Below are 26,130 nucleotides of genomic sequence, written 5' to 3'. Positions count from 1 at the left end.
GCCCCGCCTCGTCGACGGGGCATGCCCGGCCTACGCTCCCACCTGCAGGACCTACTTTTGGTCTGCACGTGCGTCGCGGCGGTGGGCGCGGCCGTGCTGAGTTGGTGCGCGGCGTGGCTGTCGGGGCTGCTCACCCATACTGCCCCTCCGCACGTCACCCTGTCGATCGCCGCCGCCGCGCTCCCGCACCTGATCGCCCATCCCCTCGACACCACCGGCGCCTACCAGCACGCCGGCGGCCGCGGTGTCGGCGGGCCGCTGGTGTTCTGGCCGATCATGCTGGGCCTCACCGGCGGCGCGGCCTACGGGTCGACGAGGGGCTGGCGGCTCGCACGCGGCTGGCTACACCACGGAGATGACGGCCTGGCCGACCGTTCCGAGCTGGCCGCCGTGCTCGGCGAGCGGCACGCCCTGGCGATGGCCCGCACGCTGCGGCCCGGCTTGAAGGGCCGTCTTCAGGACATCCAGGTCAACCAGGTCGCGGTGTCCTGCGGTGTCGCCGTCCCCTACGAGCTGCCGCTGTGGCTCCCGGTCGAGGAGTCGGTCACGGTCGTTGCGCCGCCACGCAGCGGCAAGACCAGCCAGCTCATCGTCCCCGCCCTCATCGACTGGCCCGGCCCGGCACTGGTCACTAGCGCCCGCAGCGACGTCCTCTTTCAGACCGCCAAGATCCGCGTAGATCGCGGCCACCCGGTCCACGTCATGGACCCCTACGACGTCGCGGGCTGGCCCAGCACCGTCCGCTGGTCCCTCACCGAAGGCTGCGCCGACTACGGCATCGTGCAGCGACGCACCGAAGCGCTGATGGCCGCCACCCGCAGCGAGGAGAACACCAAGAACGGAGGCTACTTCGTCAACAACGCCAAAATCATGATCAACTGCTGGTTGCACGCCGCCGGGCTGGAGAACCTGTCGGCCCGCCACGTCCTGGACTGGATCACCAATCCCGACAACCGGCGCCCCATCGAAATCCTCTCCACCCATCGCAAGACCCAGATGGCCAACATGCTGGGCAGCTTCTACACCGGCGACAGCGAGGAGAAGGCCTCCTCCTGGAAGACCGCGTTCCAACCGTTCGCGGCCCTGCTCAACCCCCGCGTCGCCGACATCTTCGCCGCCGACCCCGCCGACTCGATCCACCTCAACGGCTGGCTGGCGAGCGGCGCCACGATCTACCTCATCGGAGAGGAGGACGACCAGTCGCTGCTGTCCCCACTGCTGGCCGCGTTCGGCCGCGCGGCCATGGACACCGCCAAGCACGGCGCGGCCCGCACCCTGAGCGGCCGGCTCGACCCGCCGCTGGCATTGATTGGTGACGAGTTGGCCAACTGCATGCCGTTGCCGGAGCTTCCGCAGCTGATTTCCCTGGCCGGGGGGTTCAACATCTTCGTTCTGGCCTCGTTGCAGAACCTCGGCCAGGCCGAGCGCCGGTGGGGGCCGCTGGGTGCGCGGCAGATCATCTCCGGCGCCACCGCGAAGATCATCCTGGGCGGGATCTCCGACCCCAAGGAGCTGAAGCTGTTCAGCGACATGATCGGGGAGTACGACGAGCCCCAGACGGCGCTGACCGAAGACCGCGATCGCGTCAGCCTGCAGACCTCGATCCGGCGCCGCCCTGTTCTGGACATGGGCATGATCCGGATGATTCCTGAGCGGTCCGGTGTGGTCGTCCACCGCGCCGCCGCGGCCACCCGGGTCCGGTTCGTCCGCGCCCACGAAGGACCGCACGCGCAAGCGATCGCAGCCGCCAAGCAGTGGGCCGGCCACCAACTGCGGGAACGGGGCGCGGCATGACCGGCACGGAAAGCACCCCCGACGACACCCACGAAGCCGGCGCCGACCAGGACCCGGCCGATCAGCTCACGCAGCGGCTGGCCGAGCTCGAGCAAAGCGTCGAGAGCGACCGGCACGCCCTCCGCGGCGACTTGGCGACCTTGATCGGCAAGATCGAAGAACTCGCAGCACTGGGCACCGGGCTATCCGAGACCCGCACCATCGTCGAGACCATCAACGACGACCTGGACCACATCGTCCATCGCGTGGCCCAACTGGAAGCCGCCGTGGAGGAACGCGCGGCATCCCCCCGCGCCGGCACCCCCATCATCTGGCACAAACTTCAACCCGACCTCGCGGCTGCGCTGTGGGAGCCCTTCACCCAATGGGTGGTCTGGCTCGCCGACACCTACGCCCTCACGGTGCACCAGCTCCCTCGCTGCTGGTACCAGCACGGCGGCGTCATCCAGGAGCTGACCGCCCTGTGGACCTCATGGCTCTCGGCACACGACCGCGACAAAGGAGACGCCGGCGCCGCCGTCTACCTCTGGCAGGACGCCCTCGGCCGCGCCCTGGACCGCTTCTCCAAATGGCTAGGCCAGTGCGTCAACGGCTCCCACAAACCACGTGACCGCGACCCGTGGAGCCAGGACCCCAACTACCTCGCCCACTTCGCCCATCTGCCGGAAAGCCTGCGCCCGGCAGCCCCAGACCCGGCAGCCCCAGACCCGGCAGCCCCAGACCCGGCAGCCCCAGACCCGGCAGCCCCAGACCCGGCGGACCCGGCGGACCCGGACCCGGCAGATCCGGCCTCGGCGGAGACGCCGCCGCCTCCCTCTCACCCTGAAGGCAGCGAACATGACCGGCATTGACCTGGACATCGCTCAGATCGGCCCCGCGTTGATCGGATACCGGCTGGAAGTCACGGATGAGAAGGGCTACCGCGTCGGTATCCGCCTCGCCCACTACGAGATCATCACCGACCATGAAGGAGACCTCTACATCCTCTACAGCGACCCCGCGCACGTCGCCGTCCGCGCCCGGTCCGGCGCCACCGTGCATGTGGCCGCCGCGACCGCCCCCAGCCAGGCGCCCGCGCCCCCTCCAGCCGCTCCTCCTGCGGCTGCTCCCGTCGCCGCTCCGGCCGCGGCGGCCGTACCGCCGTCCGGGCGACCGTACGCCACCTCCACTGGGGCGCGCGGGCCAGCGCCGGGTACTGGAACCGCGTCGACACCGTCACCGGCGGTACCGCCACCACCGTCCACTCAGGCCCGAAAGCGGAACTGACGACGCCACCAACGTCGATCACACTGGATCACCGTGCGTTCGCCATCGCTGTTCTGGCCGCCTGCCGGCCAGAACTCTGCCTGCGCCCTGCCCCTCTCGCCGTGCGAGGCGCGGCCCCACACGCTCGGACGGCATGCGGCCGCCTTCCCGAATCGACCTTGAGGGGACCAGATGCGACCCTCCACGCCCGAAGATGGCCCGCAACGCAACAACACGTTCCTCGATGGCAGCGCGGGGCGCGTACGACTCGCCGACCGCGTAGTGTCGCTGGCCGCCATACGTCACGACCCCACGCGGTTTACCCGCCTGCTGGCCCGAGCCCGTAGCGAAAGCGGGCATGCCGAATGCCTCTGCCAAGCGCCAGCACTGAAACTCGTGATCCGCTCCCGCGGCGGCCGTTTTCACCTTGCTGGGTGGCCGGGAAACGGTAGCCAGCACGCTCTCGACTGCTTGTTCTACAAAACCAGCACTGAGCTATCGGGCCGCTCGCGTTACACGGTTGAAGCTGTCAATGAAACCGTCGACGGCACCGCTCTGCGGCTGGTCGTCCCCTTGGAACTATCCGGAAGCCGGATACTAGAGGAGACTCCCAATGCGCCGCCACGTGACGCCAGCGGCGCGGCTCGCGCCATGACCTTGCTCGGGCTGCTGCACTGGCTGTGGGAGCAGGCCCAGTTGAACCTCTGGCATCCGGCGTGGCGTCGCGGCTGGTCCACCTGCCACGCCCGCCTCACCGAGCAGGCTGGCGACTGCGTCGTCAACGGCCTGGACCTGGGGAACACGCTGTATGTCGTGCCGCCCTACCGCCCCCAGAACGCGGACGCCAATGCCGTGGCCTTCACCACGTTCTGCGGCCGGCTCGGCGGGCTCGGTCGCCGTCAACAGCGTGGTCTGATCCTCGGCGAGCTCAAGAACGAGCGCCTCACCAGGCACGGTACCCGTTTCACATTGCGTCACCATCGCGGCGCGCTTTTCGCCAGCAGCGCGGTGTCGGGTCGGACCCGTCGCTCTTATCCTGCTGCTTTCTCGGCTGCCGCCATCAATGCTGTAAACGGTGCACGCCGCATCGGGCTGTTCGTCGTGGAGAGGACCCAGAGAGACTATCTCGCAATCGTCGAGATGGCCGTCATTCTCACCAACGAATTGTGGATCCCGGGAGAATCCTTCTACGAGGTAGTAATGGCTGACCGCATCATCGCTGCTGGCCGAAGTTTCACCAAGCCCGTCCGTTACGACGGCGATGTGGTGTTCCCCGATTTCGTTCTCACCGACACCAAATCCCCTGTCTACGTCGAAGTCTATGGTGTACGCGGCCGCGCAGAGTATGAACGACGTAAACAGGCCAAGCAAGAGCACTATCGCGCCATCGGCGCCGATGTCATCGAGTGGGATGTCGCAGAGCCCCTTCCCGACGTGCCGCCGTCGGTAAAGGGCTTGCGCGCTGTACGCGCGTGGCAGCGGTAGTCCGAACCGAACGCACTTGGCGGTCGGCGTTGACCGATCCCGCGCCCAGCTCTGTTCGAGCTGCGGATTGACGCCCCGAGTGATGGTGAACCCCTGCAATCGCTGACACCCGTCCGAAGGGTGATGGCCGGGCGAGGGCTTCTCGACGATTGACCGACTTGGGGAGGGCGGCGCGGGGCGTGTTGCCTCATGGTTCGGTTCAGGGGCGAGGGCCGTGGTGGTGGCGGGGCTCGTCGGGATGGAGCTGGTGCGGTTGGCTCTGGGCCGGGTCGTCGGGTGCGCGTGATGGCTGCTCGGGGGCTTGCGGTCGGGTCGGTGGGGGGCTTGTGGCATGGGTGCGGCGCGGCGGGATGGGCACAGCGCCTGGTCGGGCGGTTTGGTCGCTGGTGAGGTGGTCGACGCGGGCCTTGTTGTGGCGGTCGAGGATCTCGCCGAGTTCGCGCCAGTCGGCGAGGCGGAGCGGGTCTTTGGGGCGGGGGCCGAGAGGGTCGTCGCCCCTGATGTTGTGGTCGGCGCGGTAGGCGTTGATGGAGGCGGCCAGGTGGACCCAGGTTTCTCGCTGGTGGGGCAGCGGGGGGAAGGGCCCGAGCGGCCGGAGCCACGGGCCGGTGATCGGTGTCCGGGGCTGCCCGCCGATCCGTGGGGGCGGGGCGTCGGCCACGGGCGGGGGGGCGGGAGTGCGGGCGGCGATGGCGTGCAGTACGTCGGGCAGTTCGGTAGGGCGGCGCAGCACGGAGCGGGCTTGGTGCCGGTCTGGGGCGCTGACCACTCCCAACGCGTGCAGGTGGTCCATGACCGCGTCGGCGTCGTCACGCGGCAGGAGGAGTTTGCGCTGCAGCATCGACGTCGATCCCCACTGCTGGGTGATGACGAGTTCGGCGGCGTTGGCGATGAGGTCGCCGGGGATGTCGCTACGGAGCGGCTGGGGGCCGTCGGTGGTGTTCTCGATGTCGCGCGGATGGGTCGCGGACTGGCTGGTGCGGGCTGGGCGGCCGGTGTCGGGTGCGCGCGGTTCCGGGACGGGGCCGTTGGTCGCGGGGGTTGGCGGTGTTGGCGGGTGGGTGTGCGCGGGCGTTGGCGGCGCGTCGGCGGCGGGGGCGTAGCCGAGTTCCTCGATCGCCGTGGTGGCGGGGTGTTGCTTGTCGAGTTGTCGTGCCATCAGCGCGGTGACTTCGAGTTGCCGGTCGGCGGGGGACATGGCGGCCCATTGTTCGAGGGTGAGGTCGTCGGTGAGTTCGGTGGCGGGTTGGAAGGTTCGGGCGTTGATGATGTCGCGGCTCATGCCGGTGTAGAGCAGGGCCCGGTTGACGCTGATCGATAGCAGGCTGAGGTGGTCGGCTTGCTGGCCTTGGGCTTTGTGAACGGTGAGGCCGTAGCCGTGTTCCAGGCCGCCGGCGGCGATGTAGTCGGCATCGACGGTGGCGGTTTCTGGTTTTCCGTCGGTGGTGCGCCAGGTGACGTCGAGGCGGCGGCCGTGGGGGTCGACGCGGGTGACGATGCCGCGGCGTCCGTTGAGCAGGTCGGGGCCTTGCCGGTTGTTCTGGCGGTTGTTCTGGCGGTTGTTCTGGCGGTAGGCGTTGCGGCGCAGCATGACGATGTCGCCGACGGCGAGGGGGATGGCGGGCTGGCCGGTGCGGGTGAAGTGGACGTCGTCACCGTTCAGGTGGCCGGTGTGGCGGGCCAGCGTGCGGGCGAGGGTGTTGAGTTCGGCGACGTCGTCGTTGCGGTGGGCGAGCATGAGCGCCGAGCTCATCCGCTCGAACGGGTCGTCGTGGCGTTCCCAGTTGGCCCACCAGTCGGTGACGGTTGCCAGGCGGGCTTCGTCGGGGGTGATGGTGGCGACCAGGCGGCCGGTGTCGGACCAGGCGGTGAGGGCGGCGCGGTGGTCGCGTGCACGGTACTGGGCGAGTGCGGCGCGTTCCAGGGGGCTGGTCTGGCGCCGGTTGATGGTGAGTGTGAGCCCGCCGAGCAGGGTGTGCTGCGCTTGGAAGGCGCCGCCGACTCCGGGGGAGGGCAGCTGCTGGGGGTCGCCGATCAGGACGACCTTGGTGCCGGTGTCGGCGGCCTGTTCCAGGAGCACGGCCAGGTCGCGGGTGTCGGTCATGGCGGACTCGTCGATGATGAGCACGTCGATGTCTTGCAGGCCGTCGCCGTAGGCGGCGCGGGTCAGCCAGAACGCCAGTGAGCCGGATTTGGTGAGGCCGGCCTCGTCGCGCAGGTGGTCGGCGGCGAGCGCGGCGGTGGCGGCGCCGGCGACGGTGAGGCCGGCGGCTTCCCAGGCGATGCGGGCGGCGGTCATGACGCTGGTTTTGCCGGATCCGGGGTCGCCGACGACGGCGTCGATGCCGTGCCCGGCGTGGACGAGGCGGTGGTACATCGCGGTCTGCTCGGGGTCGAGCTGGTAGCCGGCGCTGGATTCGAACACCTGGCGGGCCATGTCGGCGACGCGGGTGGGGACGATGGCGCGGTCGGCGCCGATGCCGGTCCGGGTGAGGGCCATGATGCGCTGCTCGGCGTCGATGAGGTCGGTGGTGGTGTACCGGTCGGCGTTGGAGAAGTGCGCGGTGCCCTGGGCGGATGGCAGCTGCTGGGTCTGGCCCGATTCCAGCAGGGCGCGGGTGAGGTCTTGCAGTTGCGGGAGTCCGGAGACGCCGTCGGGGAGGAGTTCGCACAGGCGGGCCATGGCGTCCCGGCGCCGGAAGGCTTTGCTGTGCGCGGTCAGCCCGTCGTCGGGGTCCAGGAGCGCGGTGATGAGCTGCCGCGGGTCGGGTGCGGCGGGTTCGCGGCCGGGCTCCTGCCCGGCGCCGTCGGGTCGGCTCGTGGGCGTGCCGGTGGGGGCGGAGGGGTGCGTGAGGGCGGCCAGGATCTGGTCGGGGTCGTGGCCGTCGGCGAGCGCTTCGGCGCGCCAGCGTTGCCGTAGTTCGGCGTCGGGGGTGCCGGCCAGGTCGGGGTCTTTGGTTTCGCGGGTGCGGTCGGTGGCTTGGCGGCGTTGGGCGGGGGTGGCCTGGTCCCAGTCCACCTTGTGGTCACGGGCGACGCGGTCGCGGATCTCGGTGTCGCGTTTGGAGAACAGCCGCAGGAGCTGGTCGGAGATCCCGGAGATCTCCAGCCGGCCGGTGAGGTCGCTGCGGGTGAAGGTGAACCCGTACCGGTCGGCGAGCAGGTGCCGGGCGCGGGCTTCGGCGAACGCTCCGGCCAGGTGGAGGTGGTTCATCAGGTCGCGGCCGCCGCCAGCGATGGTGGACCATTTGCCGTCTTCGCCTTGGGACATGTTCGCGATGGTGAGGTGGGTGTGCCAGTGCGGGTCGCCTGCGCGGGATGCGCGGTGCACGGTGGCCCATCCGGAGTAGCCGTGGGTGGCGATCCGCTCGGCGGCGCGGCCGTCGCCGTGGCGGCCGCGCATCCCGTAGGCGGTGTAGGTCTCCAGCAGCGCGAAGGCGTCCTGGGTGGCTTGCGTCAGGCATTCTTCGATGCCCTCGGCCAGGTCGGTGTCGGCGAGCGCGGCGGTGACGGAGAAGCTCTTGGGGAAGGTGATGGTGATGTCGTAGCCGCGGTTGCCGGCGGGCTCGCGCTCGCGCGCGTGCGAGAGCGCTTCGATGAACTGGGGCCCGTAGATCTGGTCGGGGTCCAGGTCGAGGGTCTTCATCAGGGTGGCGGCTTGGGCGGCGCTGATGGTGTAGCTGCCGGGGCGCCGGTCGACGCCGTTGGTCAGCCGCTGATAGGCGTCGTGCTGCCGGTTGGTGACGAACACCTTGTGGGCGGGCGTGTCTCGGTTCTGTAGTTCCTGCTCGATGGCCAGCAGGAGTGTGCGGCCGTGCACGCGCGCACGGTCGGGCACGCGTGTCTTGGTGACGATCAGCTGGCGTCCGGTGCGCGGGTGCTGGCCGCGGATCAGGTTGCGCGCCAGCCGGTAATCGTCCGGGGTCATCTGCGTGCCCGCGGTGAGGCCGAACTGCGGCAGGCCCGATCCGATCCACACGTGCGGCCGCTCCACCTGGCCGGGTTGGTGTTCGTGGCTGAGCGCGGGCGCAGGTGCTGGCGGGGGGATGAGGCGCGGGCCGGCGATGTCGTGGTCGATGTCGCTGGTGGGCCGGGGGGCGCAGCCCATCTGTCCGGTGAGCCGGTACTCCATCTGCTCGGCGGAGGCACCGATGGGGGTCACGTATGCCACCGGCTCCTCCTCTCGCCCGTGAAGGGCTTCACCGCCGAGCGGGATGACTGAAAAGTGACGATACCTGAGCCCATCTGGTTTCAAACAGGCCGGTGCGGGAGCTGATGAGGATCAACCACGTTGTCCCGTCCGGGCGAACCTGTCGGTGTCCGCGTTTACCTGTCGGCACTCGTGTCGGTGTCCGCGGACACTTGTCGGAGCGCAGGTCACTCACCGGCCCCGACGGGCGTCTCCGCGCCGCAACTCGTCACCACCGACACCTTCATGCGGACGGCAGCGCCCGGCGCTGTTCACGTCAACCTGTCGGTGCGCAGTTCAGGGCGCATGGCCACCGACGGGTTCATCCGGAACGGACACACGTGTCGGGAGAGCGGTTGGTGAGCGACCTCGGCAGTGCCGCCATGGGCTGGTTGCCGGTGAGCGAGGGCACCCGTGAAGGGGTCCTTCCCGCACACGGCAACCGGTGGGCGTTGGCGAAACGCCGTCAGTGGGATCGGGCGCGGGCCGGTCGATCCCGACTCTGCTGATGGTGCTGGGGGGCCGGCGGTGCCAGCTGCGCGTCGCCTACCGGTCGCGGCTGTGCAAGGCCGAGGCGGCTGGCCCCGTCCAAGAGTCGGAACTTATGTAAAACTCGGCTATAGCCAGATATGTTGTAACCATGTCTCGTAGTGGGAGCGTTGTGAATCGGGCGCGGCGGGACGCTGCGCGTGTGCGGCGGGAGCGGGTGCGCAAGCGGTTCCGCCGGATCGAGAACCACGTCGTGGCGGTCGCAAAGCTTCAAGCCGAGGCTGATGCGCTGCTGGAGGACGCTCACCAGGAGGCGGAGCGGCTCCGTGAGCAGGCAGCGAAGGTGGAGGAGGCCGGCAAGCAGGACGCGAAGCGGAAGCGGACGGAGATCGGCCCGCATCTGGCGGCGCTGGTGAACCTCGGGCAGACCGTGGCCGATGTGGCGGAGTGGTGTGAGGTATCGCGCGCCGAGGTCCGGGCGGCCAAAAGCACGGCGGCCGCTGAGATGGAGACCGATTCGCAGCCCCGACCCGTCGACGCGGCGGGTTCCCCTTCAGCCGCGGAGGTCTCTGGCTTCGCCGGTGAGGGACCGGACGTCGGTGGCTCTGGGACGGTGAAGACGACAACGGCGACGCCTGCCGGTGCCGGTCCAGGGACCGAGCCCGGCACCGGTCTTGAGCCTGGCGCGGAGACCAAGCTGAACGCTGATCGGCGGGCTGGGGACGCGCCCGGCGCACTGGGAGGTTCTGAGGTGCCAGGGCCGGCCCGGAGGTCCGCTGGGGTCGGGTTGGAGGGGTGATCCATGGAGTTGGTGTCGCTGCTGTCGCGAGCGTCGGATCGCGCTCGTCTGGAGGAGGCGATCAAGGTTCTGCTGGCGGATGGCGTGAGAGCGGTTCCGGTGCTGGCAGGGCGTGGTCGGACGGCGGAGTTCGCCTTGGTGTCGCTTCCGCTTCTGGCGGTGGTGAGGGATCGGATTGAAAAAGTCCAGGCCCCGGAACTTGCCGCTTCTCGGCTTGAGCACAGCGCTGACGGCGATGGTGTGATCCAGCTGACGTTGGAAGAGCTCGCCGTGGTGGCGGGAGCGGAGCCGTCGCCGGAGGGCGAGCGTGGAAAGCCTGTCGGGGGTGCGCCGCTGGACGGCGAACCGTGACCGCGCCGGGACAACCACGAGATCGGACTTTTCTGTTCAGCCGGGAGACGCCGGAACGGCTCTTTTGGCGATGCCTCTGGCGCGTCGGCGGGCGCTGTTGGTTGCGTTGGGGGAGCTGCTGCCCGGCGGCGAGGTCGGTGTTCCGATGGTCGCGGGTTGAGGCCGTTGACGGCGGACCGCTCCTTACCCCGGGACCCCCTTACTGGGGTCTCCTTCACGCCCATGCCCGCCCCTTACCCCGCGCCTTGCGGGGGTTGGGCGGTGGGCGGCAGGGTCAAGGGTCGGGCGGAGCCCGATCGCGGAGCGACGCCGGAGGCGCCCTTGACGCTGCCGCCCACCGCCCAGTACCGGCCGGAGGCGGAGCGCTAGCGGAGCCGTAGGCCGGGCCCGCCGTGAGGCGGGTTGGTGCGCCGCGTGAGCGGCGCCCGCCGAGGCTCGGAGCCTTGGGCCGTTCAGGCCCTGGGCTCCGGCCGAAGGCCGGAGGAAGGGTACGGCCGGAGGCCGTGCCGTGAGCTGATGGTGATCGTGGTGCGGGCGGCTTAGGATAGGTGCGTCTCCTGGCTTTACGGAATCGTTCGGTGTTCTGGATCGGGGCTGGGAGCGTGGTCGGCAGGCGTTCCGGTCGCTCCTGATGGGGTGGTTGCCTGCCGGCCTTTTTCGTCTGGGTGGTTGGTGCCGGAGGCAGTCGATGTGGGGTCAGTCGATTTGGTGTTCGGCGGCCAGGTGGTCGTTGAGGGCGCTGTCGGCGATGAGGCGGATGGCGTGTGGGGTGGTCTGGTCGAGTGAGTGGGCTTCGTAGAGGAGCGCGGCGATGATGTTGCCGGCGATCGTGGCGTAGGTCTGGTCGAGGACGGCTTCTTGGTTGCTGTTCGCGCCGGTGCCGGGGCGCTCTTCGACAGTGTGGGTGGCATGGTCGACGATCGCTGTGGTGAGGGCGCCGGGAACATTGTCGGTTGCGGCGATGAGGTCGAGTAGCGCGGTGATGAGGGCGGCGGGTGAAGCGTCGGGGGCAGGGTCGAAGGTGGTGAGCGCGGCGTTGGCGCGGCGCAGTCGCTCAGTGCTGTCGGTCATGGTGTAGATCCTCTTCGATGCGTCGGTGGAGTACGTGCGCGGCGGGGTGTGGCGGTCACGGAAGCCTTACCCCGCGCCTTGCGGGGGTTGGGCGGTGGGCGGCAGGGTCAAGGGTCGGGCGGAGCCCGATCGCGGAGCGACGCCGGAGGCGCCCTTGACGCTGCCGCCCACCGCCCAGTACCGGCCGGAGGCGGAGCGCTAGCGGAGCCGTAGGCCGGGCCCGCCGTGAGGCGGGTTGGTGCGCCGCGTGAGCGGCGCCCGCCGAGGCTCGGAGCCTTGGGCCGTTCAGGCCCTGGGCTCCGGCCGAAGGCCGGAGGAAGGGTACGGCCGGAGGCCGTGCCGTTGGCAGCCGGAGGCTGGCGGGGAGGCCGGGCTCGATGCCCGGTCTTGCCGTTCCGGGCCGGGCCCAGGGGCGGCCGCCGGGTTGCGGTCGCCCCTGGCCGGGGTGGTTAGGCGCGCGACTCGGAGTAGATTTCCCGGCGCAACATGTCCGGGTCAACCTCGGTGGCGGGCTTCGTGGCGGGCTTCGTGGCGGGCTTCGTGGCGGGCTTCTTTCCGCCGGTGCGGGTCTGCTTGCAGTCAGGGCAGTATCCGGCCTTTGTCAACTCCCGCCGCTGGTACGACTTACCACATGTGCCCTTGCACGTGATGACGTCGGTTGGCTGGGGCTTGGCGGCGTTCTTCGCGCTCTTGGCCTTGCGTGCGTTGTTCACTCGTGCCGCCTGGGTGCCTTGCCGCTTCTGACGTTCGCGGTACTGCTCGGGCGTCTCTCCGGGCTGCTTGCCCTCCAACCCCTCAAACCGCGTGGGCTTGCTGGGGTCGTCGTCTTCGGTGCCGGTCCGCTCCTCGCGCATACGGTCACGGGCATCGGCCGCGATGTTCTTTGCCTCTTTCTTGGGGTCGTTTGCCGAGTTGGTTCCTCGGCTCTCACGTGTGGAGATGACCCCGATAGCGGTCGCGGTGCCGAACACGCGGGCCTCGGCGCGACCATCCTGCATGATGGTCGCGCTGACCTCGATGTCGCGGAGTGTCGCGGTGATCTCGTCACCCTCCTGGATTCTGGCGGCGTCGCGCATCTTGCGGACACCGCGCACGCGCACGCCGTAGCAGATTTTCCCGGTGGGGATCCACCTTTTCCGGCCGTCGTAGTATCCGGTGTCCTCGATAACGGCTATTAGCCGGTACGCCGTGCCCCTGGTGGTGGTGAGTTCCTGATTCGTCGCGACAAAGGCGCGTCCGATGTTGATGGTTGCCATGTCGGCATCCCTTCGGTTTGGGTCGGGGCTTCGGGCTGGGGGGTTCCGGTCCCCCGCGCCGTTCTGCCTTACAGGATTGATTCTATCGATTATTGCGCCGAAATTGCAAGCATTAGGGCCAATCTGGGGACCCAATTCGGCGAATGCGCCATATTTGGGCCCCCCTCCTAGCTGAATGCTCTTTTCGTAATGGCATTGCTATATCTCTAGCACCACCGTTTCGGGATACCTTAATCCGCGTGGCCCGATAAGAAACCACCTGCAGGAATTTAGCGATCACCTGACCTCAAGCCGAGAATCCCAGCCCGGGCGTAAGCTCAAGAATTCGCAAGGTTCCCGGTGGTGAGACCGGCGGGGAACGCAGACGCCGCCGGAAGCACGAGCCGCGGTGCCCATCCGCGCGAACGGTCTGCATGCGAGACAGACATTGGCGCGCGGATGGGCACCGCGGGGCCAGGGGGTCTGGGGGGCGGGAGCCCCCCAGATGTGAGCTCGCTTAACCGGCGTCACGTGGGGGTTTGGGGGGCCGGCCCCCCAATGTCACAGCCGCAGCCGTGCTGCGACGGGGCCCTAACCTCAGCCTGCCCGGATGTCGTGCTTCGGCGCTGGCCTGCAGCAGCACGCGGCCAAAGGCCGCCGTGGAAAGGCCATGCGGCCGGCAGGCCGTACCGATCCCGGGACGCCTCTGGCGTCCCGGGTGGGAGGCGGGGGTGAAAGGGCCGCAGGGGTGATCGGGGCTCGATGCCCGGATCACCCCTGTCAACAGCCAAAGCCTCGTCAACCGGTCCCGTGTGACAGTCTTGGGTCGGTCCAGCCTTGGTCGGTGTCGTTCGCCGACGTTCGCGGAGTCGCTGTGGAGCCAGCCATGCGGCGGGCCATCTGCAGCCAGTCCCGGCGTTGCCGCACCGTCACGGGGCTGGGAAACTCCGACCGCAGCAGGTCCGCCAGTTCCGCCTCTCCCTGCAGGGTTTTGCCGTCGGCGGTGTACACGTCGACGCGACGCGCAGACAGCATCCGAGTCGACTGCGCCGCGACCCGCACGCTTCCCACGCCGATGCTGCGCAGGTGCGACCGGACCTCATCGGCCAGCCACACCCCCACCTGAGGGCCGAGGCCCTCGGCGACCGCGCTGAGTGTCACCTGCGACCCGTAGGCGGGCGTCAGCGGCACCAGCGCCCAGCCCTCCCCGTCGCGGGGCGGCCGGTGCAAGGTGCCGCCGGGAACGATGGTGAACACCTCGCCGAATACCGTCGTCACTTCTGCCGAGCCGGAGTGCATCACGGGGTTGTGCGAGTACCGGCGTGTCATCCTGGCGTCGTCCCAGCTCTCAATGCCGCCGTGCTGGCGCCGAACGAACACCCGGTCACCAACCTGCAGCAGCTCGGTGATGTCGTCGGGCGTGCAGGCGACCACGCGTACCTGCTGAACCGGCGGCACCGGCCGGAGCACGCCAACCGGCTCGACGGTCGGCCCGGCTGGGTCGAGGGTTGCTGGCATCAACCCCAAGAGCCGCGCGAGACGCATCGCTATGTGCACGGCGAAGTGCTGCTGCTCGACAAACGCAGCGTCGGTGCCGCCCCGCGAGGCGGCCGCCGCCACCTTGACGAAGCGGGCAGCGAGCGAGCGCAGCTCCATCAGCTGCGCTTCCCCTAGCGGGGCGGCCGGGGCAGTCTGATATTCAGACATGAGCGGATCCCTTCGGGTTGATGGGCGTGGCCATGGGCCTGGAACATGAGCGCGGCCCGAGCCGCCGAACGCCGGTGGCCCGGACGGCGGGCAAGCGTGCCTCGGCCCGGTGGAGTGGGCGGCCCCGGCGCGGGCAGCGGCCCTCCAGGGGCACGCCGCCCGTGCGCCGGATTTCAGCCACCTGGCGGGTTCACTCCGCGGAGGACTCGCGCGCGGTGGTGACATAGTCGTTGAGTGCCGTGTTCAGCCAGCCGATGGCGAAGTCGCTGGTCGGCGAGGGACCGTCAACGTCGTCTTCGTTGGACCTGTCGCGGTTGGCGAAGGCCAGGTGAAGCGCTTCCAGCTGGACCAGGGCATATGCTCCATCGAGCCGGCCGGAACCGCCCTTGTAGGGTTCAACCCGCACGTCCGGGGCGATCTCGGAGATGAGGTCGGTCAAAGCTGCTTTGAACATCGCGTGCGCTGAGGCGCTGCCGTCTCGTGCCCAGTCTTCGTGCGCGGTTATGTAGAGCGCGGCAGTCACGAGCCGGCGCCGGGCTGCGCCGGTGCGCGGACTCAGCCGTGCGGTCCTGCTGGCGAGCTGAAGAGGCTGCCGAGTGACGGTGTGGTCCATTCTGTTGCCTCCAGGTGAGGGGCGTCGTCAGTGAGCTCTGCTCAGCGCGCCGGCGGGCGGGGGTCAAGGGCGCTGTTCCCTTGACCCCCGCCCGCCGGTGTGGTGCCCTCCGGGCACTGACGAAGGCCCCGAGGCTGGTGGCTACGGTGGGGCTTGCGTGTGCTGGCGTTTGATCAGCGCCGCTGGTCGGAGGTGAAGCGCCAGCGCGCGTGTACCGTTGCGTTGCGGCTCATCGCTCCATGTCGTCGCCGGTGAAGACGACCCACACGATGTCTGCGCGGCCGCTGGGGTCTTCGAGTAGTGCTTGCAGGCGCCGGTCATCGTCGGCGACGCATTCGTCCAGCAGTCGGGTGACGGCGGCGAGGTTGCGCCTGGGCAGCCAGTAACGCCCACCAAGGATCACGCCGTCGGCGTCGTACCCATCGACACTCGGGTCGGGGTGGGTGGTGCCGGTTTATCCGCGCGCGTGACGAGTTCGGGCGGATAGCGCTTGAGTGCTTCGGCGCGGGGGCCGTGCCAGATGGACGCGTCCACGATGGTGGACCACTCGACGTAGTAGTCCTCGCTGCGGTCGGGCTTGAGTAGATATTTGCGCATCGTGTTTCCCGGCGGTGACCTGAGGAGGGGCGTGACACGGAAAGCCGGAGTGTCAGGCGACGTGAGCGGAGCGGCGGTGCAGCTTTCGCCGCTCGGCTCGGGTTAGTCCGCCCCAGATGCCGTGCTCATTGTGGTTGAGCGCGTAGTCCAGGCACGCGGCCCGGATGTCGCAGACGGCGCAACCGTCCTTGGCCTCTTGGATCAGTTTGTTGAGACGGTCGGCCTCCACGCGGGCGTGACCCAGGGTGCCATCGTCTACGAACCACAGTTCCGGGTCGTCTGAACAGGGCAGGGCCGGGTCGTCGGGTTTGATGAACATGGAGGTTCTCCGAGGGTGATGGTGGCTCTGCCCGTCGGCGCCAGCTACCGGATGAGGCCAGCGGTAAGCCGCGACGACGAGCCGGGCCTGGTCTTGTTGCGTTGGAACGAGGTGCGACCTGGAGCGCGCCGGTCAGGGCGGCTTCTCGGAGCGCGTCGCACGGCGCGGCGATGAAGGACGGGCCCAAGGCGCGCCCGGACGCTCGGTGGTCGGTGCGCTGTATCGGGCTTGGGTTGGTCGGCTGAGATACGTCAAGAGGCCGACGAAGCAGGGCGGGCTGGGTCAACGCCCAGCCCGCCCTGCGGGACTGCCATTTCAATCCGATGTGCACCGGAGGAGTAGGAATGAGGCCCTATCTGGTGCCTTGCGCGGGATTTCAGATCCTGTAACCGCTGGTGATGCGCTCGATCTCCCTTTGGATGCAGACCGGGCAGACGCGGCCAAGGCCTGGCACCTTCTGCATGTTTTCGATCCTCTCGACCTCGCCGCAGGCGCCGCAATCGTCGTGCAGCTGGCAGTGGCCACAGACCTGTCCGCGGTCATCGACCACTTTGAGTTCGCGGAGTTCGGTGTGGTCGCCACAGTGCGCACAAAGGAAGATGTCGGTGGGCCGATAGCGGACGTCCAGCTTCATGATGGTCTTGTCCTCCCGGGTCGGGCTAGATTGCGCGCCCGAGGCCCCATCACGGTGATTGCCGTGACCGAGCAACCGCGGCGGAGCTTCAGCGGCTGCCGGGATGCTGTGTTGTCGGGAGTCGAGGAGGACGCTGGTGATGCGGCCGCGGCGGTATGGGGTGGTGCGGATCGGGCCATTGGCCGGGCGGTGGACGATCCTGACGACGCCCGGATCGTCGTCGTCGCGGACCGCCAGGGCGAGATTCCATTGAGCGCCGGTCCAGAACCATTGGTAGGGCTGGATCTGGCCGAAGGTGGCTGGCGCCCTGGTCGCGGATCTGCGGCTGGTCGTGATGAGTGACACGGGGGTCTCCTTCGTGTTTCTGTCTGCGGGGCGGCGCCGTCGTCTGGATGGCGCCGGGCCCTGCGCCGCCCCCCGAGCTTCCAGTTCTCCGGAGGCGGCGCTGGACGGGGCGGCTACGAGGTGCAGTCAGCGGGTTGGATCACGTTGTAGTAGGACATGTGCGCCGCGTGCCGTTCCATCACTGCGGAGCTGATCGCGACGGCCGTATAGGCGATCGGCCCGAACCGGCGGGAGGCCTTGTAGTGGCTGTCGCCTGACGTGGTGACACCGAGGATGGAGGCGATCCGGTCGACCTCGGCGCGCCGCTGCTGGTCGGTGTCGGGCGTGGAGTTGCCCAGGTACGGGCCCACAGAGCTGTCGCTGTGCGGGACGGGCAGGTCGGGGTGCGCCTCAATGAATGCAGCGAGCTCGCGCAGGCCCTGCACGAATGCGGTCCGCTTGTCGCGGGGGGTGATCTTCTGGGGGATGAGTTCGGCTGGCGCGGCCTCGAACGCGGGACGCATCCGGGAGGCGGCGCGGCGGTCTCTCTTCAGGGTGGCCATCCGGACCTTGCAGATCAAGACGATCAGCTGCCGTCGAGCGCCAGCGGCTGCCTTTGTCAGCTTCGGGCGGCCGATCGTCGGGCCGGCCTGATTCGAAGTGGTGCTGTGGGAGTTCACCATGAGACCTCCAGGTGAGGGGGTGTCGTCAGTGAGCTCTGCTCAGCGCGCCGGCGGGCGGGGGCCAAGGGCGCTTTCTCCCTTGGCCCCCGCCCGTCGGTGTGGTGCCCTGCGGGCACTGACGACGCCCCCGCCTGGTTCAGTGGTGGATTTGCCACGGTCGAGGGGAACGCGGCGAGCGTGGGGTTCCTCCGACGGCGCGGTTGAGGTGTTAACGAAGGCAAGCGCCGGTAACGTCACCTTGGCCATGAACGAACCCGAGGTCCCCCCGCTGAGTCCCAACGTCCATCCGGTGCCGTCCAACGGCCGTCGCCACACCGGCCCAATTGAGGCCGTTCTGCACCGTTGCTGGCCGCGGGATACCGTTCCGCCGGCCCAGTTGGTGACGGCGGTAGACCGCTTGGCGACCCTGCCCTCGCACCTGGCGGGTCGTCTGGTCGGCGAAATCACGGGAATCTACATCGGACTGGGGATGGTCACCGACTATCCGGCCTTCGCCGATCTTTACGACCACCCGGTCGATCCAAGCAGGCCAGACGGGCCCCGCTGGCAGCACATTCCGGCCGGCTACCGCAACCGTGTGATCGTCATCGGGTCGGGTGGGACACCGCTCACCCGCGATCTGACGATGCACGAGGTCGCGCACGCACTGGACGACATGGACGGGATGATCAGCGATGCGGCTGAGTTCCGCGCTCTGCACTGGACTTGCCGGGAGGCACTGATCGACGATCGCTACGTCCGACAGCGGCAAGAGTTCTTCGCCGAGGCGTTCACTCTGTGCTACCTGCGGGTGTGGGACGTGCTGGAGGCCTGGCTGGGGGGAGCCACCAGCCGGGCTTTTGACGTAGCATCCTGGTACCGGCGTAACTACGACGTGGGGCGGTGACATGACGGCGGTCATGAAGGCGGACGGCACGGTCGACGTGCCAGTCGCCGCTGCGGGCCCAGGGCTGTTCGGCGATGGGGTCACTACGCTGCGGCCAGGCGACCCTGGCTACGACGAGGCGGCCGCGACCGCGGTACCAGCGGATCAGCACCCGCTCCTGCGGACCCACGATCACGTTCGCGCCGCCGCGCTCGAGGAAATGTTCACTGCCTGGGAGCGCCGTATCTCAGCATGACGGGTCAGGCTGCTGATCATGCTGGAGCGAGACGCTCGTGACGGTGCGCTCCCGGTACAGCGGGCGCACACCGCCACTTCCGAGCCCGGTCAGGCGTTTGCCTCGTATTCTTCGATGACGTACGCGGGAATACGACCCCGGTCATTGATGGCCAGTCCGCGCGTTTTGGCCCACTGCCGGATCTCTGCTGACTTCATCCGAGACCGTGCGTGGCGGTGAGTGCGCTGAGGCCCGGTGGTGGCCCTTCGCCCTGGCCACGGCTTCTTCCGACCGTGCTCGAGGTAGGGGCGGAAGATGTCGCGCAGAGCGGCTGCGTTGTCGGCGTTCAGGTCGATCTCGAATGAAACGCCGTCCAGGCTGAACATGATGGTTTCTTCAGCGGGGGAGCCGTCGATGTCGTCGATCACGTTGATCTCGATCTTTTGCATGGTGATCCTTCCTTCCTGTGGATACGGATGGATGAGAAGTGGTGCGCCGGGTGGCGCTCCACTCCTTTGCGAGATTGAAGACAGGGAGTGAATGGCCGCAACAGCCCACCACCTTCTGAGCGCTACTTGATCGTCATCTCAAGCCCTGAGACTTCGATGACGACCAGGACATGCGACTCAGACGACTGCAGGTGGGTGGGAGCGAGACGACGCTGCGGACGGCTGGTGCCCCGGCTACGCCCGGGGCACCAGCAATCGGGATCAATACGGCAGGTCTCCGCAGAAGCCCAGGAAGTGCTCCTCCGTAGGGGCCGGGCCTTCACTCTCGTCAGGCTCGATGATGTCGATGACCTCACCGTTGGCGTAGGGACGGTGGTCGACGATGATCCTCACTAGACAGCCTCCTGCTGTGGATGGTGGCCTTCGTCAGTGAGCTCTGCTCAGCGCGCCGGGGGGCGGGGGTCAAGGGTGCTGTCCCCTTGACCCCCGCCCCCCGGCGTGGTGCCCTCGGGGCGCTGACGAAGGCCACCATCCACACGCAGCGAGCTCGGTGGGCAGGGCGTGCCGGAGGCTTGGCGGGGTTGGTGTATGCGGGCCTGGGCTGGTCCGAGGTGGGCGCTGGGTTCAGGGGCTGAGCGGGTTGCCCACACTGCACCGTCGCGCCCACGTCAGAGCTACCAGTGCTGGTTCACCTCCCGCGCTCTGCGTAGCATCCATACCTCCGCCGACAGGAACACCCGTTCCGCCGCGGCGGGCGCCACCCGAACTGCCGCCGTCTCCCAGCGGGACGCCTCAGCCTCAGCGTCCTCCTGTTGCTCGGCGTCCTGGAGCGCAAGCGCCCGCATGTACGCGTCCCGGAATCGGTTAACGGCCGTCCACCGGGAGGCGACCTGCACATCCCACGGATCCGGCAGGGCCACGTCGAGGGGCTCGGTTTCGCCCAGCATCGCCTCGCCCTTCTCGGTAGCCAGGCGCATCACGGCGAGGACCTCGGAGGTGGTGAACCCGCGGGCCACCAGCATGCTGGCGACCTGTGTCGGGCCTGCGTCCTTCGCGAGCGCCACGTCGGCGGGGCAGACCGACATGGGCCATGAGCACGGTGAATCTGGCGGTCTTGGCGCGAGTCTGGTCGGCAGTCCGTTTGATCAGCAACATCCAAGGGTGCCCTTTCGATCGACAGGGACCCTCGGCTGTTCGGCTGGCTCATCGAGTTGAGGATTTCGAACTCGTCCTGGTCGGGGAGCAAGCCCAGACTGCTGCCGTCGTCCTAGTCGACCAGGGAGGGGTGCCCAGGCTGTCGACGCCGGTGACGATGCCCAGGGCGCCGGGCTGCAGGCGGGTGTGAGGGTCGGAGGTGAATAGGAGCCGGATCCGGCGACCGCGCAGCGCTGCGGAGCCGGCCTCTGATTCTTTAGAGCTGGTGCCGCAGGGTTCGTGGGGCATCGAAGTCTCCTGTCAATGATCGTCGTTGGAGTCGCCGGGCGGGATGCGGATGGTCCCGAGGAGGAGTTGGGCCAAGCGTTCGGCCGGGCCGGCGTTGCGGCGCCGCGCCCAGAACCCGGCGCAGACCACGGGCCGAAGTCGGGGCGCGGGCCGTAAGGCAGGGCGGCGTGGCAGGACAGCAGCGCCCCGGCGCGCAGATTGGCCTCGATCACCTGGCGGGTGTGTGCGGTACCCAGATGCAGCGGATCCCCGGCGCGGATCAACCGCATCGGCGGCGGTGCTCAACATGATCCGGGCGGAGAGCCGCACCATCAGGATCTGCCGAGACGGTCAGGGATCTAGACCGAATCCGCTATTGCGCGGGCCGGGGGTGAACACTTCTTTGCCACTCGGGTCATACCGCAAGCCGTCCAGGGCGTTCTGGCATCCAATGTAGAAGTCGATACCGGCCGCCGATGCCCCGAATCGATTGTTCTGCTCGATGATGCACGCCTGGGGATCATTTACTTTTCCCGTATGCGTTTTGGCCCACGACCATCCTTGGCTATATGGTGAGCTCTTCGTTTGCCCCCCATGGGCCGCGAGTATCACGCCGAGTGCGAGCGTCGCGCTCAATGCGAAGACCATGGCCAAAGTCTGCTTCCTTCGACTCCCGCGCGATATGGGCCAATGCTTTCTACCATCGGTCTTATTGCCTCCAGCCTTGCCGCCAAATGCGGCCCGGGCGAAGCTACTGGGAGCCTGTTCGTATGCGGGCTTGCGAGGAATCATTGCCCCTCCTCATGTTGTTCCTGGTTGGTTAGGGAGTGAGATTTTTCTGCGTGGTGGATCTGCTTGGTGGTCCTGAGCGTTGCTCTTGTCCGGCAGGACGGCGTATTGGCCTGAGCGTTCGATCCACCTCGTCGGTATCGTTCCAAGCGTCGGAGCACAGGCCTGTGGTACTAAGTTCGCGGAGATGGGGCGCCGATCAACGGCTGATAGTGACGTTCAGCGGGAAGACGTGATGCTTCCTATGTGGAGGCGGGGCCGCCGTTGGCGCGCCGCGACCGGGAGGTTCTCGGATCTGGCGCCAGGAGCCGAGTCGTGACCCGGTTGGAGGTGATTCACCCTTGGCTAGCTCCCGCCGACTGAAAAGGCTGTGGGTTCCGGGCCCCTTCGGCGTTTAAGGCTTCTCCCATTATTGGCATGGGGGGGTGCCTTCATGATCTTCTTCTCGTGATCGACTCGGTCACCATGACCGTTGCCGGGGCAAACCGGCAGCGATCACGACGCGCAGTAGATCAGTAGTCGAGTCGCGCGGCGAGAACCCTCACGTGCGCGGCGTAGATCATCGCGCCGAGCGCCCAGCCGTTGCGTCTTGCGTTCCCGTCGCCTACCGAAGTGATCGCTACAGGCTTCCCGGTGATCGGGGACGTCCGGTAGTCGGTCACGCGGTAGATCTTGCCGGGGTCGAGAGTGAACATGATTATGTCCTTCCGTGATCGACTTGGTCGTCATGACCGGCGCCGGACTCTCGCCCCCGGCGCCGGTCATGACGCGCAGTTGATCACCGCTGGTTGCTGCCGCGTTCGGCGTGATCTTCTATTTCGCGACCGCCGCCCGAGCCAAGATCGTGCGTGGCACTTCGAGCTACCTCCGGGCGGTGCGCGGCCCCGGGACCAGGCGAGACCGCGCACCGATCATTCAGCTGCCGGATGCAGCCGCGATGTAGTCGTACAGCGCCTCGTCCAGCTGATCGTCGGCGTAATCCAGGGTCGAGGAAGCCGCTGCGGTCTCCCGGCCGTTGTCCCAGTCGACGTAGGCCAGGTACAGCGCCGCCTTCTGAACGGCGCGGTAGGCCTCGTCCGTCGCGGACTGACCGTAGTCGTAGGGAGTCACCGTCACGTGCGGGGCGACCTCGGCCACGAAGTCACCCAGCGCCTGCTCGAAGCTACGACGCGTCGGGAGGGTGGGCCTGGACTCCCATCCCCAGGCGGCCTGCCGCAGCGTCCAGAACACCAGCTCCTGTCGGGCGATACGGGCCTTCGTCGTAAGTGGCGGCCGCGTGATGTTCATCTGGACAGTCTTGAGGCGATGCTGCTCGGGGCACGGGTCGGCGGTCACGTGCCGTCGGGTGGGCAGGATGGCCACGAGCAGGCTGGAAAACCGGCCGCGGCCAGTGCTGCGTGAGTTCACTGTGTTTCCTCCAGGTGAGGGGGCGTCGTCAGTGAGCTCTGCTCAGCGCGCCGGCGGGCGGGGGTCAAGGGCGCTTTCTCCCTTGACCCCCGCCCGCCGGTGTGGTGCCCTCCGGGCTTGACGACGCCCCCTCACCTGGAGGAGCGTGAGCCCCCCACCTGGTGTGGAACAGCGGGCACCCACAACCGAGTCCGGCTTCGTCTGTTAGAAGCAGCAGCGCCTGTAGGCGAGTCCCAGAGCGCTTGGTGATCAGCTCGTCCCAGGATGTCGGTGGGATTTGTGACACCCCGATGGCGAGGAGGAGGTCGGACCGGTTCGTTTCGCTGTCGACTTTCGGTCGGGGCGCAGATCAGGGTTGGTTGAGGGCATCGGGGCGGTGGCGTAGCAGCTCGTCCAGGTCTTCGTAAAGCGGGGGCCAGTCCTCGTTGGGCACTACCGCGGAGGCAGGCAGGGCGCCGATGGCGATGCGCATGCGTGTGCCTAGATGATGGGGGCCGACCGCGGTGAGCCATCCCGCGCACAAGCGAAGGGGGTGGGGCGTGCCAGGCTGGTCCTTGTGGCAGGCCATGCCCGGTGCCGCCAGGAGGTCGTCGACTTCATTGGGGTCGTTGATGGTCCCGATCACGCCGACATCGGCGGCGCGTAGCTTAGCGAAGTCGTCGTCGGTGAACAGGGATAGGTCCGCGTCGCGCCGCCACGGACACTCGGCGCAGGGAAACGTACGAAACTCAACGCTGTCCACCACGATCACCTCAGGCGTTCTGGATCTGCTGCAGGCACGTATTGCACCACTTCGCTTGGGACGTTTGGCTGCAGATCGGCGGTGCAGTCTCGGTTCGTGACGGGCCAGCCGTGCCAGTCGTCGGGCGCGACCTGGCCGCGCTGCTTCCACCCGAACCCGATCATCCGGCGGCTGGCCACTAGGCCCCGCAACCAGTCTTGGATCAGGTCGCCGCGGGCAATCGAGCGGCGGGTGCCTTTGCTGCACTCGTAGTGGAACAGCGCCCACATGGAGATGGAGCCGATTGGCGCGGATGTCTCGACGACGATGGGCTTCCCCGCAGCCGACAGGGCCTCGATGTCCGGCATCACACACTGCCAGCGGGGATGTAGCGGGCGCCGCCCTCATCCGCGTACGCCTTGGCGGCCGTTTCGAGGTCGCCGCCGCCCCACAGGTCGGTCTGGACGCAGCACACCTTCCGGAAGTGGCCGTCGTGGCGGCGGATCACGGCGGGCTGTCGGATCACGCCGCGCGAGGCGATGCCGATGCGCGGCCAGATGTGGGCGGTGATCCGTTCGATGGTGACGGTTCGGCCCTCCAGCTCTGGGCGCACCATGACGGCGTCCGGGCAGGCGGTGGGCGGGGCGGGCCTCAACTGTCGGGGCTGAACCTCGCGTTCGCGGCCGTCCCAGGTGAGGGCTCGGGCGGTTGCGATGCGGCGGCCCGAGCCGGCCGGGGTGATCCCGACAAACACGACGGGCTCGGCGCTCGGCCCGGCGAGCAAGGGCGCGCCGACGGGCAGGCTGCGCAGTTCGGACAAGTGCATGAAGGTATTCCTCTCTTCTTGCGGGGGCAGCGGGGCTCCCTGCTGATCTGCCGGTCAGGGGGTTGGATGCGGCATGAGCAGGTCGTGCTTTGTGGTCATTTGTGCTGGTGGAACTGTTCGGACAGTTCTCGGCAGGTCGCGCAACCGGCGGCGTCGGCGCTGAAGGGGGTGACCAGGTGGTCGGTCTCGGAGTGATGCTGGTCGCGCCGTTTGCACCATTCGTCGTGGGGGAGGAGCCGTCGGCGGCCGCGGAGGAGGAAGTCGCGGATGCCCTCGATCAGAGCGTCCACGTCGTCGTCCGCGGTGGAGTAGACCGTCCCGAGGTAGTCGAAGACATCGGCGGCGCTGTGGAGGTCGACGCGGTGGCCGTGGAAGCCGTTCTCGCCGAGCGGCCCTTCCTTGTCACCGATCAGAAGCCGCCCACCATCCGGTGTGTACGGGCCGGGCTCCAGAGGCACGACGATCGAATAGCAGCCGCCCGCGAGGTCCTCGATCTCGGCGGTGCCGAATGCTTCCCGCAACGCCGCAAGCTTCTTCTGGACGATCTCCGGCCAGCCCGGCGATGGGCCGGTCACTGGCGGCCGCCGTCCTGCCGCTGGACGGTGCTCGGTAGCCGGTACACCGTGGTGCCGGGTTTCCGAGGCAGGTCCTCCCGGACGGTCGTCGGGCGTATGAACTTGGTCCGACGCGTGAACGTGACGCCCTCGACGGCGCCGTCCTTGTAGACCGGCCCCACCAGCTTGTCGTTCTCGTCTCGGATCCCGAAGCGGATGCCGTGCTTCCAGTGCCCGCGCCGGTCCTGCTGGAATTCCAGTTCCTTGCCCGTCTCCTGGGTCGGCTTCCTCGGGCGGGCCGAGACCGGAGGCGGCTGGTAGTCGAGAACCCGCACCTTGTGCAGCGCGCCCTGGCTTGCCTCCGGGGTCCGCTGGAGTCTCCGCCGGTATGCGCGGTTGCTCTCCCCTCGGTGGCGCTGCGGCAGTCGTGGCGGCGACTTCCAGTCTTCCCAGGACAGCAGCGCGGCGTAGTTCCAGACGATGTTGGTGGCGGGCGCGCCGGTGCCCATCGGGAGCGGCAGTGGTGCCCAGAAGTAGCGGCCGCCGGAACCTCGTGCGGCCACGAGCAGGAATGCCAGGTCATAAAGGGACAGGTCGCCGTTGCCGGCTAAGAGCGCGCCGATCAGGAGAGTGTCCGAGGTCAGCAGCAGCCTCTGGTCGGGGGGGATGTCGTCACCGACGATGTCGGTCAACGGCACACCGTCGTGGAACATCCACGCGTACCGGCCCGGAAGCCGAATCTCCGGGCGTTTGGACGGGGCAGGTGGTGTCGCGGTGACGATCTCGGCCGCGATCTTGGCCGGGATGAAGTGCGGGTCTCCCATGTAGGCGTACGCGGTGGCGAGCGCGTCGTTGGTTCGGTTGTCCAGGGCGGCCGGCGAGAGGCTAGAGGTCGGGGCCATGCCCCTGTGAGCCATAGCCAGGCGGAGAGAACCGGCGTCCGTCGAGACGTAACCGGAGACCCGGTCCGGGGTCTTGCGCCACCTGTTGTCGCGCTGCTCGAACTGGCGGTCAATCGTGTAGGCGTCGCGGAACATGTTCGCCAGCTCGTGGGCGAGGTCCGCCCCGAGACCCACGCCCTTGATGCTGGTGGGTGTCGCGGTGATGACCTTGAGCGCATCGTCAGGGAGATCGTGGGACGAAATGCCGAGAAGGGCGAGCTTGTCGTCCAGGCCCGAGTCGGCGATGGCCCGCTTGAACGACCGTGGGACGACCGTCGCGTCTTCCCGCCGGAACTGCTCGGGCGAGCCAATGAGGAACTCAAGTTCATCGTGGGAAAGGTTCTGCGACTCGTGGTGATCCTGTGAGGTCACGTGGAGGCTCCTCT

The 26,130-nt window shown here is 68.3% G+C and carries 28 protein-coding genes; 7 read left to right on the top strand and 21 right to left on the bottom strand.

Annotation, left to right across the window (positions count from 1 at the left end; translation table 11 throughout):
• Positions 1 to 21 precede the first annotated feature (21 nt).
• From ACQPXG_RS37920 to ACQPXG_RS37905, 4 genes are all read left to right on the top strand, one after another.
• On the top strand, positions 22 to 1,794 hold the full coding sequence (locus ACQPXG_RS37920; RefSeq protein ID WP_433463966.1) for a type IV secretory system conjugative DNA transfer family protein: 1,773 nt from the start codon (positions 22 to 24) through the stop codon (positions 1,792 to 1,794).
• Entirely contained in the window at positions 1,791 to 2,645 is an 855-nt protein-coding gene (locus ACQPXG_RS37915; protein WP_433463965.1) for a hypothetical protein, read from the top strand. The genes ACQPXG_RS37920 and ACQPXG_RS37915 overlap by 4 nt, the downstream gene beginning before the upstream one ends.
• Positions 2,632 to 3,060 (top strand): hypothetical protein, encoded by a 429-nt coding sequence (locus ACQPXG_RS37910; RefSeq protein ID WP_433463964.1) that lies wholly within the window; start codon positions 2,632 to 2,634, stop codon positions 3,058 to 3,060. Before ACQPXG_RS37915 ends, ACQPXG_RS37910 begins: the two co-directional genes overlap by 14 nt.
• Before the next feature lie 171 nt (positions 3,061 to 3,231).
• Complete coding sequence (locus tag ACQPXG_RS37905; RefSeq protein WP_433463963.1) at positions 3,232 to 4,524, top strand: DUF1173 family protein; 1,293 nt, start codon at positions 3,232 to 3,234, stop codon at positions 4,522 to 4,524.
• A gap of 199 nt (positions 4,525 to 4,723) precedes the next feature.
• Here the strand turns inward: ACQPXG_RS37905 and mobF are convergent, their stop codons facing one another.
• Positions 4,724 to 8,695: a MobF family relaxase gene (gene mobF / locus ACQPXG_RS37900; RefSeq protein ID WP_433463962.1), complete on the bottom strand. Its 3,972-nt coding sequence runs from the start codon at positions 8,693 to 8,695 to the stop codon at positions 4,724 to 4,726.
• A 724-nt stretch (positions 8,696 to 9,419) separates the two neighbouring features.
• Here mobF and ACQPXG_RS37895 point away from each other — a divergent pair.
• The gene (locus ACQPXG_RS37895; protein ID WP_433463961.1) at positions 9,420 to 10,001 is read left to right on the top strand and encodes a hypothetical protein; all 582 of its coding nucleotides are present in this window, start codon (positions 9,420 to 9,422) and stop codon (positions 9,999 to 10,001) included.
• Between the two features lie 3 nt (positions 10,002 to 10,004).
• Positions 10,005 to 10,352: a hypothetical protein gene (locus ACQPXG_RS37890; RefSeq protein ID WP_433463960.1), complete on the top strand. Its 348-nt coding sequence runs from the start codon at positions 10,005 to 10,007 to the stop codon at positions 10,350 to 10,352.
• A gap of 696 nt (positions 10,353 to 11,048) precedes the next feature.
• Here ACQPXG_RS37890 and ACQPXG_RS37885 read toward each other — a convergent pair.
• From ACQPXG_RS37885 to ACQPXG_RS37845, 9 genes are all read right to left on the bottom strand, one after another.
• Positions 11,049 to 11,423, bottom strand: coding sequence for a hypothetical protein (locus tag ACQPXG_RS37885; RefSeq protein ID WP_433463959.1), 375 nt, complete (start codon positions 11,421 to 11,423; stop codon positions 11,049 to 11,051).
• 449 nt (positions 11,424 to 11,872) lie between these two features.
• Entirely contained in the window at positions 11,873 to 12,679 is an 807-nt protein-coding gene (locus tag ACQPXG_RS37880) for a hypothetical protein (protein WP_433463958.1), read from the bottom strand.
• Positions 12,680 to 13,456: 777 nt separating this feature from the next.
• The gene (locus ACQPXG_RS37875; protein ID WP_433463957.1) at positions 13,457 to 14,314 is read right to left on the bottom strand and encodes a hypothetical protein; all 858 of its coding nucleotides are present in this window, start codon (positions 14,312 to 14,314) and stop codon (positions 13,457 to 13,459) included.
• A gap of 241 nt (positions 14,315 to 14,555) precedes the next feature.
• Complete coding sequence (locus ACQPXG_RS37870; protein WP_433463956.1) at positions 14,556 to 14,978, bottom strand: hypothetical protein; 423 nt, start codon at positions 14,976 to 14,978, stop codon at positions 14,556 to 14,558.
• Between the two features lie 229 nt (positions 14,979 to 15,207).
• Positions 15,208 to 15,381 carry a hypothetical protein gene (locus ACQPXG_RS37865; RefSeq protein WP_433463955.1) on the bottom strand — a complete coding sequence of 58 codons (174 nt, stop codon included), beginning with the start codon at positions 15,379 to 15,381 and terminating at the stop codon, positions 15,208 to 15,210.
• A complete protein-coding gene (locus ACQPXG_RS37860) occupies positions 15,378 to 15,575 on the bottom strand; it encodes a hypothetical protein (protein ID WP_433463954.1) in 198 nt (65 codons plus the stop codon). The genes ACQPXG_RS37865 and ACQPXG_RS37860 overlap by 4 nt, the downstream gene beginning before the upstream one ends.
• A gap of 52 nt (positions 15,576 to 15,627) precedes the next feature.
• Positions 15,628 to 15,894: a WhiB family transcriptional regulator gene (locus tag ACQPXG_RS37855; RefSeq protein ID WP_433463953.1), complete on the bottom strand. Its 267-nt coding sequence runs from the start codon at positions 15,892 to 15,894 to the stop codon at positions 15,628 to 15,630.
• Positions 15,895 to 16,270: 376 nt separating this feature from the next.
• Positions 16,271 to 16,873, bottom strand: coding sequence for a hypothetical protein (locus ACQPXG_RS37850; protein WP_433463952.1), 603 nt, complete (start codon positions 16,871 to 16,873; stop codon positions 16,271 to 16,273).
• A gap of 113 nt (positions 16,874 to 16,986) precedes the next feature.
• Complete coding sequence (locus ACQPXG_RS37845; RefSeq protein WP_433463951.1) at positions 16,987 to 17,415, bottom strand: hypothetical protein; 429 nt, start codon at positions 17,413 to 17,415, stop codon at positions 16,987 to 16,989.
• 364 nt (positions 17,416 to 17,779) lie between these two features.
• Here ACQPXG_RS37845 and ACQPXG_RS37840 point away from each other — a divergent pair, with 364 nt between their 5' ends.
• Entirely contained in the window at positions 17,780 to 18,421 is a 642-nt protein-coding gene (locus tag ACQPXG_RS37840; protein ID WP_433463950.1) for an anthrax toxin lethal factor-related metalloendopeptidase, read from the top strand.
• 324 nt (positions 18,422 to 18,745) lie between these two features.
• Here ACQPXG_RS37840 and ACQPXG_RS37835 read toward each other — a convergent pair whose 3' ends face one another.
• The 11 genes from ACQPXG_RS37835 to ACQPXG_RS37785 all read right to left on the bottom strand — a co-directional run bounded on the left by ACQPXG_RS37835 (position 18,746) and on the right by ACQPXG_RS37785 (position 26,116).
• Positions 18,746 to 19,084, bottom strand: coding sequence for a histone-like nucleoid-structuring protein Lsr2 (locus ACQPXG_RS37835; protein WP_433463949.1), 339 nt, complete (start codon positions 19,082 to 19,084; stop codon positions 18,746 to 18,748).
• Positions 19,085 to 19,345: 261 nt separating this feature from the next.
• Entirely contained in the window at positions 19,346 to 19,477 is a 132-nt protein-coding gene (locus tag ACQPXG_RS37830; protein ID WP_433463948.1) for a hypothetical protein, read from the bottom strand.
• A 281-nt stretch (positions 19,478 to 19,758) separates the two neighbouring features.
• Complete coding sequence (locus ACQPXG_RS37825) at positions 19,759 to 20,169, bottom strand: hypothetical protein (RefSeq protein ID WP_433463947.1); 411 nt, start codon at positions 20,167 to 20,169, stop codon at positions 19,759 to 19,761.
• A 688-nt stretch (positions 20,170 to 20,857) separates the two neighbouring features.
• Complete coding sequence (locus ACQPXG_RS37820; RefSeq protein WP_433463946.1) at positions 20,858 to 21,154, bottom strand: hypothetical protein; 297 nt, start codon at positions 21,152 to 21,154, stop codon at positions 20,858 to 20,860.
• Between the two features lie 653 nt (positions 21,155 to 21,807).
• Positions 21,808 to 21,990, bottom strand: a complete 183-nt coding sequence (locus ACQPXG_RS37815) for a hypothetical protein (RefSeq protein ID WP_433463945.1) — start codon at positions 21,988 to 21,990, stop codon at positions 21,808 to 21,810.
• A 220-nt stretch (positions 21,991 to 22,210) separates the two neighbouring features.
• Complete coding sequence (locus ACQPXG_RS37810) at positions 22,211 to 22,702, bottom strand: hypothetical protein (protein WP_433463944.1); 492 nt, start codon at positions 22,700 to 22,702, stop codon at positions 22,211 to 22,213.
• Between the two features lie 349 nt (positions 22,703 to 23,051).
• Positions 23,052 to 23,453, bottom strand: coding sequence for a DUF6283 family protein (locus ACQPXG_RS37805; RefSeq protein WP_433463943.1), 402 nt, complete (start codon positions 23,451 to 23,453; stop codon positions 23,052 to 23,054).
• Complete coding sequence (locus ACQPXG_RS37800) at positions 23,450 to 23,791, bottom strand: hypothetical protein (RefSeq protein ID WP_433463942.1); 342 nt, start codon at positions 23,789 to 23,791, stop codon at positions 23,450 to 23,452. The genes ACQPXG_RS37805 and ACQPXG_RS37800 overlap by 4 nt, the downstream gene beginning before the upstream one ends.
• Positions 23,791 to 24,249: a hypothetical protein gene (locus tag ACQPXG_RS37795; RefSeq protein WP_433463941.1), complete on the bottom strand. Its 459-nt coding sequence runs from the start codon at positions 24,247 to 24,249 to the stop codon at positions 23,791 to 23,793. The genes ACQPXG_RS37800 and ACQPXG_RS37795 overlap by 1 nt, the downstream gene beginning before the upstream one ends.
• A gap of 95 nt (positions 24,250 to 24,344) precedes the next feature.
• A complete protein-coding gene (locus tag ACQPXG_RS37790; protein WP_433463940.1) occupies positions 24,345 to 24,824 on the bottom strand; it encodes a hypothetical protein in 480 nt (159 codons plus the stop codon).
• The gene (locus tag ACQPXG_RS37785) at positions 24,821 to 26,116 is read right to left on the bottom strand and encodes a hypothetical protein (RefSeq protein ID WP_433463939.1); all 1,296 of its coding nucleotides are present in this window, start codon (positions 26,114 to 26,116) and stop codon (positions 24,821 to 24,823) included. The genes ACQPXG_RS37790 and ACQPXG_RS37785 overlap by 4 nt, the downstream gene beginning before the upstream one ends.
• Between the last annotated feature and the right edge of the window lie 14 nt (positions 26,117 to 26,130).

Source organism: Spirillospora sp. CA-128828 (assembly GCF_050945415.1).
GTDB lineage: Bacteria > Actinomycetota > Actinomycetes > Streptosporangiales > Streptosporangiaceae > Spirillospora.
The sequence above is the reverse complement of the archived record's forward strand: the minus strand, read 5'-3'. Positions and strand labels throughout refer to the sequence as shown.

Coding starts and splice junctions, on each gene's coding strand:
- ACQPXG_RS37835 (WP_433463949.1), bottom strand. CDS start 19,084: ATGCAAAAGATCGAGATCAACGTGATCGACGACATCGACGGCTCCCCC.
- ACQPXG_RS37885 (WP_433463959.1), bottom strand. CDS start 11,423: ATGACCGACAGCACTGAGCGACTGCGCCGCGCCAACGCCGCGCTCACC.
- ACQPXG_RS37915 (WP_433463965.1), top strand. CDS start 1,791: ATGACCGGCACGGAAAGCACCCCCGACGACACCCACGAAGCCGGCGCC.
- ACQPXG_RS37860 (WP_433463954.1), bottom strand. CDS start 15,575: ATGCGCAAATATCTACTCAAGCCCGACCGCAGCGAGGACTACTACGTC.
- ACQPXG_RS37845 (WP_433463951.1), bottom strand. CDS start 17,415: ATGGCCACCCTGAAGAGAGACCGCCGCGCCGCCTCCCGGATGCGTCCC.
- ACQPXG_RS37905 (WP_433463963.1), top strand. CDS start 3,232: ATGCGACCCTCCACGCCCGAAGATGGCCCGCAACGCAACAACACGTTC.
- ACQPXG_RS37820 (WP_433463946.1), bottom strand. CDS start 21,154: ATGGTCTTCGCATTGAGCGCGACGCTCGCACTCGGCGTGATACTCGCG.
- ACQPXG_RS37800 (WP_433463942.1), bottom strand. CDS start 23,791: ATGCCGGACATCGAGGCCCTGTCGGCTGCGGGGAAGCCCATCGTCGTC.
- ACQPXG_RS37875 (WP_433463957.1), bottom strand. CDS start 14,314: ATGGAGCTGCGCTCGCTCGCTGCCCGCTTCGTCAAGGTGGCGGCGGCC.
- ACQPXG_RS37815 (WP_433463945.1), bottom strand. CDS start 21,990: ATGTTCACTCTCGACCCCGGCAAGATCTACCGCGTGACCGACTACCGG.
- ACQPXG_RS37870 (WP_433463956.1), bottom strand. CDS start 14,978: ATGGACCACACCGTCACTCGGCAGCCTCTTCAGCTCGCCAGCAGGACC.
- ACQPXG_RS37910 (WP_433463964.1), top strand. CDS start 2,632: ATGACCGGCATTGACCTGGACATCGCTCAGATCGGCCCCGCGTTGATC.
- ACQPXG_RS37855 (WP_433463953.1), bottom strand. CDS start 15,894: ATGTTCATCAAACCCGACGACCCGGCCCTGCCCTGTTCAGACGACCCG.
- ACQPXG_RS37795 (WP_433463941.1), bottom strand. CDS start 24,249: ATGCACTTGTCCGAACTGCGCAGCCTGCCCGTCGGCGCGCCCTTGCTC.
- ACQPXG_RS37840 (WP_433463950.1), top strand. CDS start 17,780: ATGAACGAACCCGAGGTCCCCCCGCTGAGTCCCAACGTCCATCCGGTG.
- ACQPXG_RS37880 (WP_433463958.1), bottom strand. CDS start 12,679: ATGGCAACCATCAACATCGGACGCGCCTTTGTCGCGACGAATCAGGAA.
- ACQPXG_RS37825 (WP_433463947.1), bottom strand. CDS start 20,169: ATGTCGGTCTGCCCCGCCGACGTGGCGCTCGCGAAGGACGCAGGCCCG.
- ACQPXG_RS37920 (WP_433463966.1), top strand. CDS start 22: ATGCCCGGCCTACGCTCCCACCTGCAGGACCTACTTTTGGTCTGCACG.
- ACQPXG_RS37890 (WP_433463960.1), top strand. CDS start 10,005: ATGGAGTTGGTGTCGCTGCTGTCGCGAGCGTCGGATCGCGCTCGTCTG.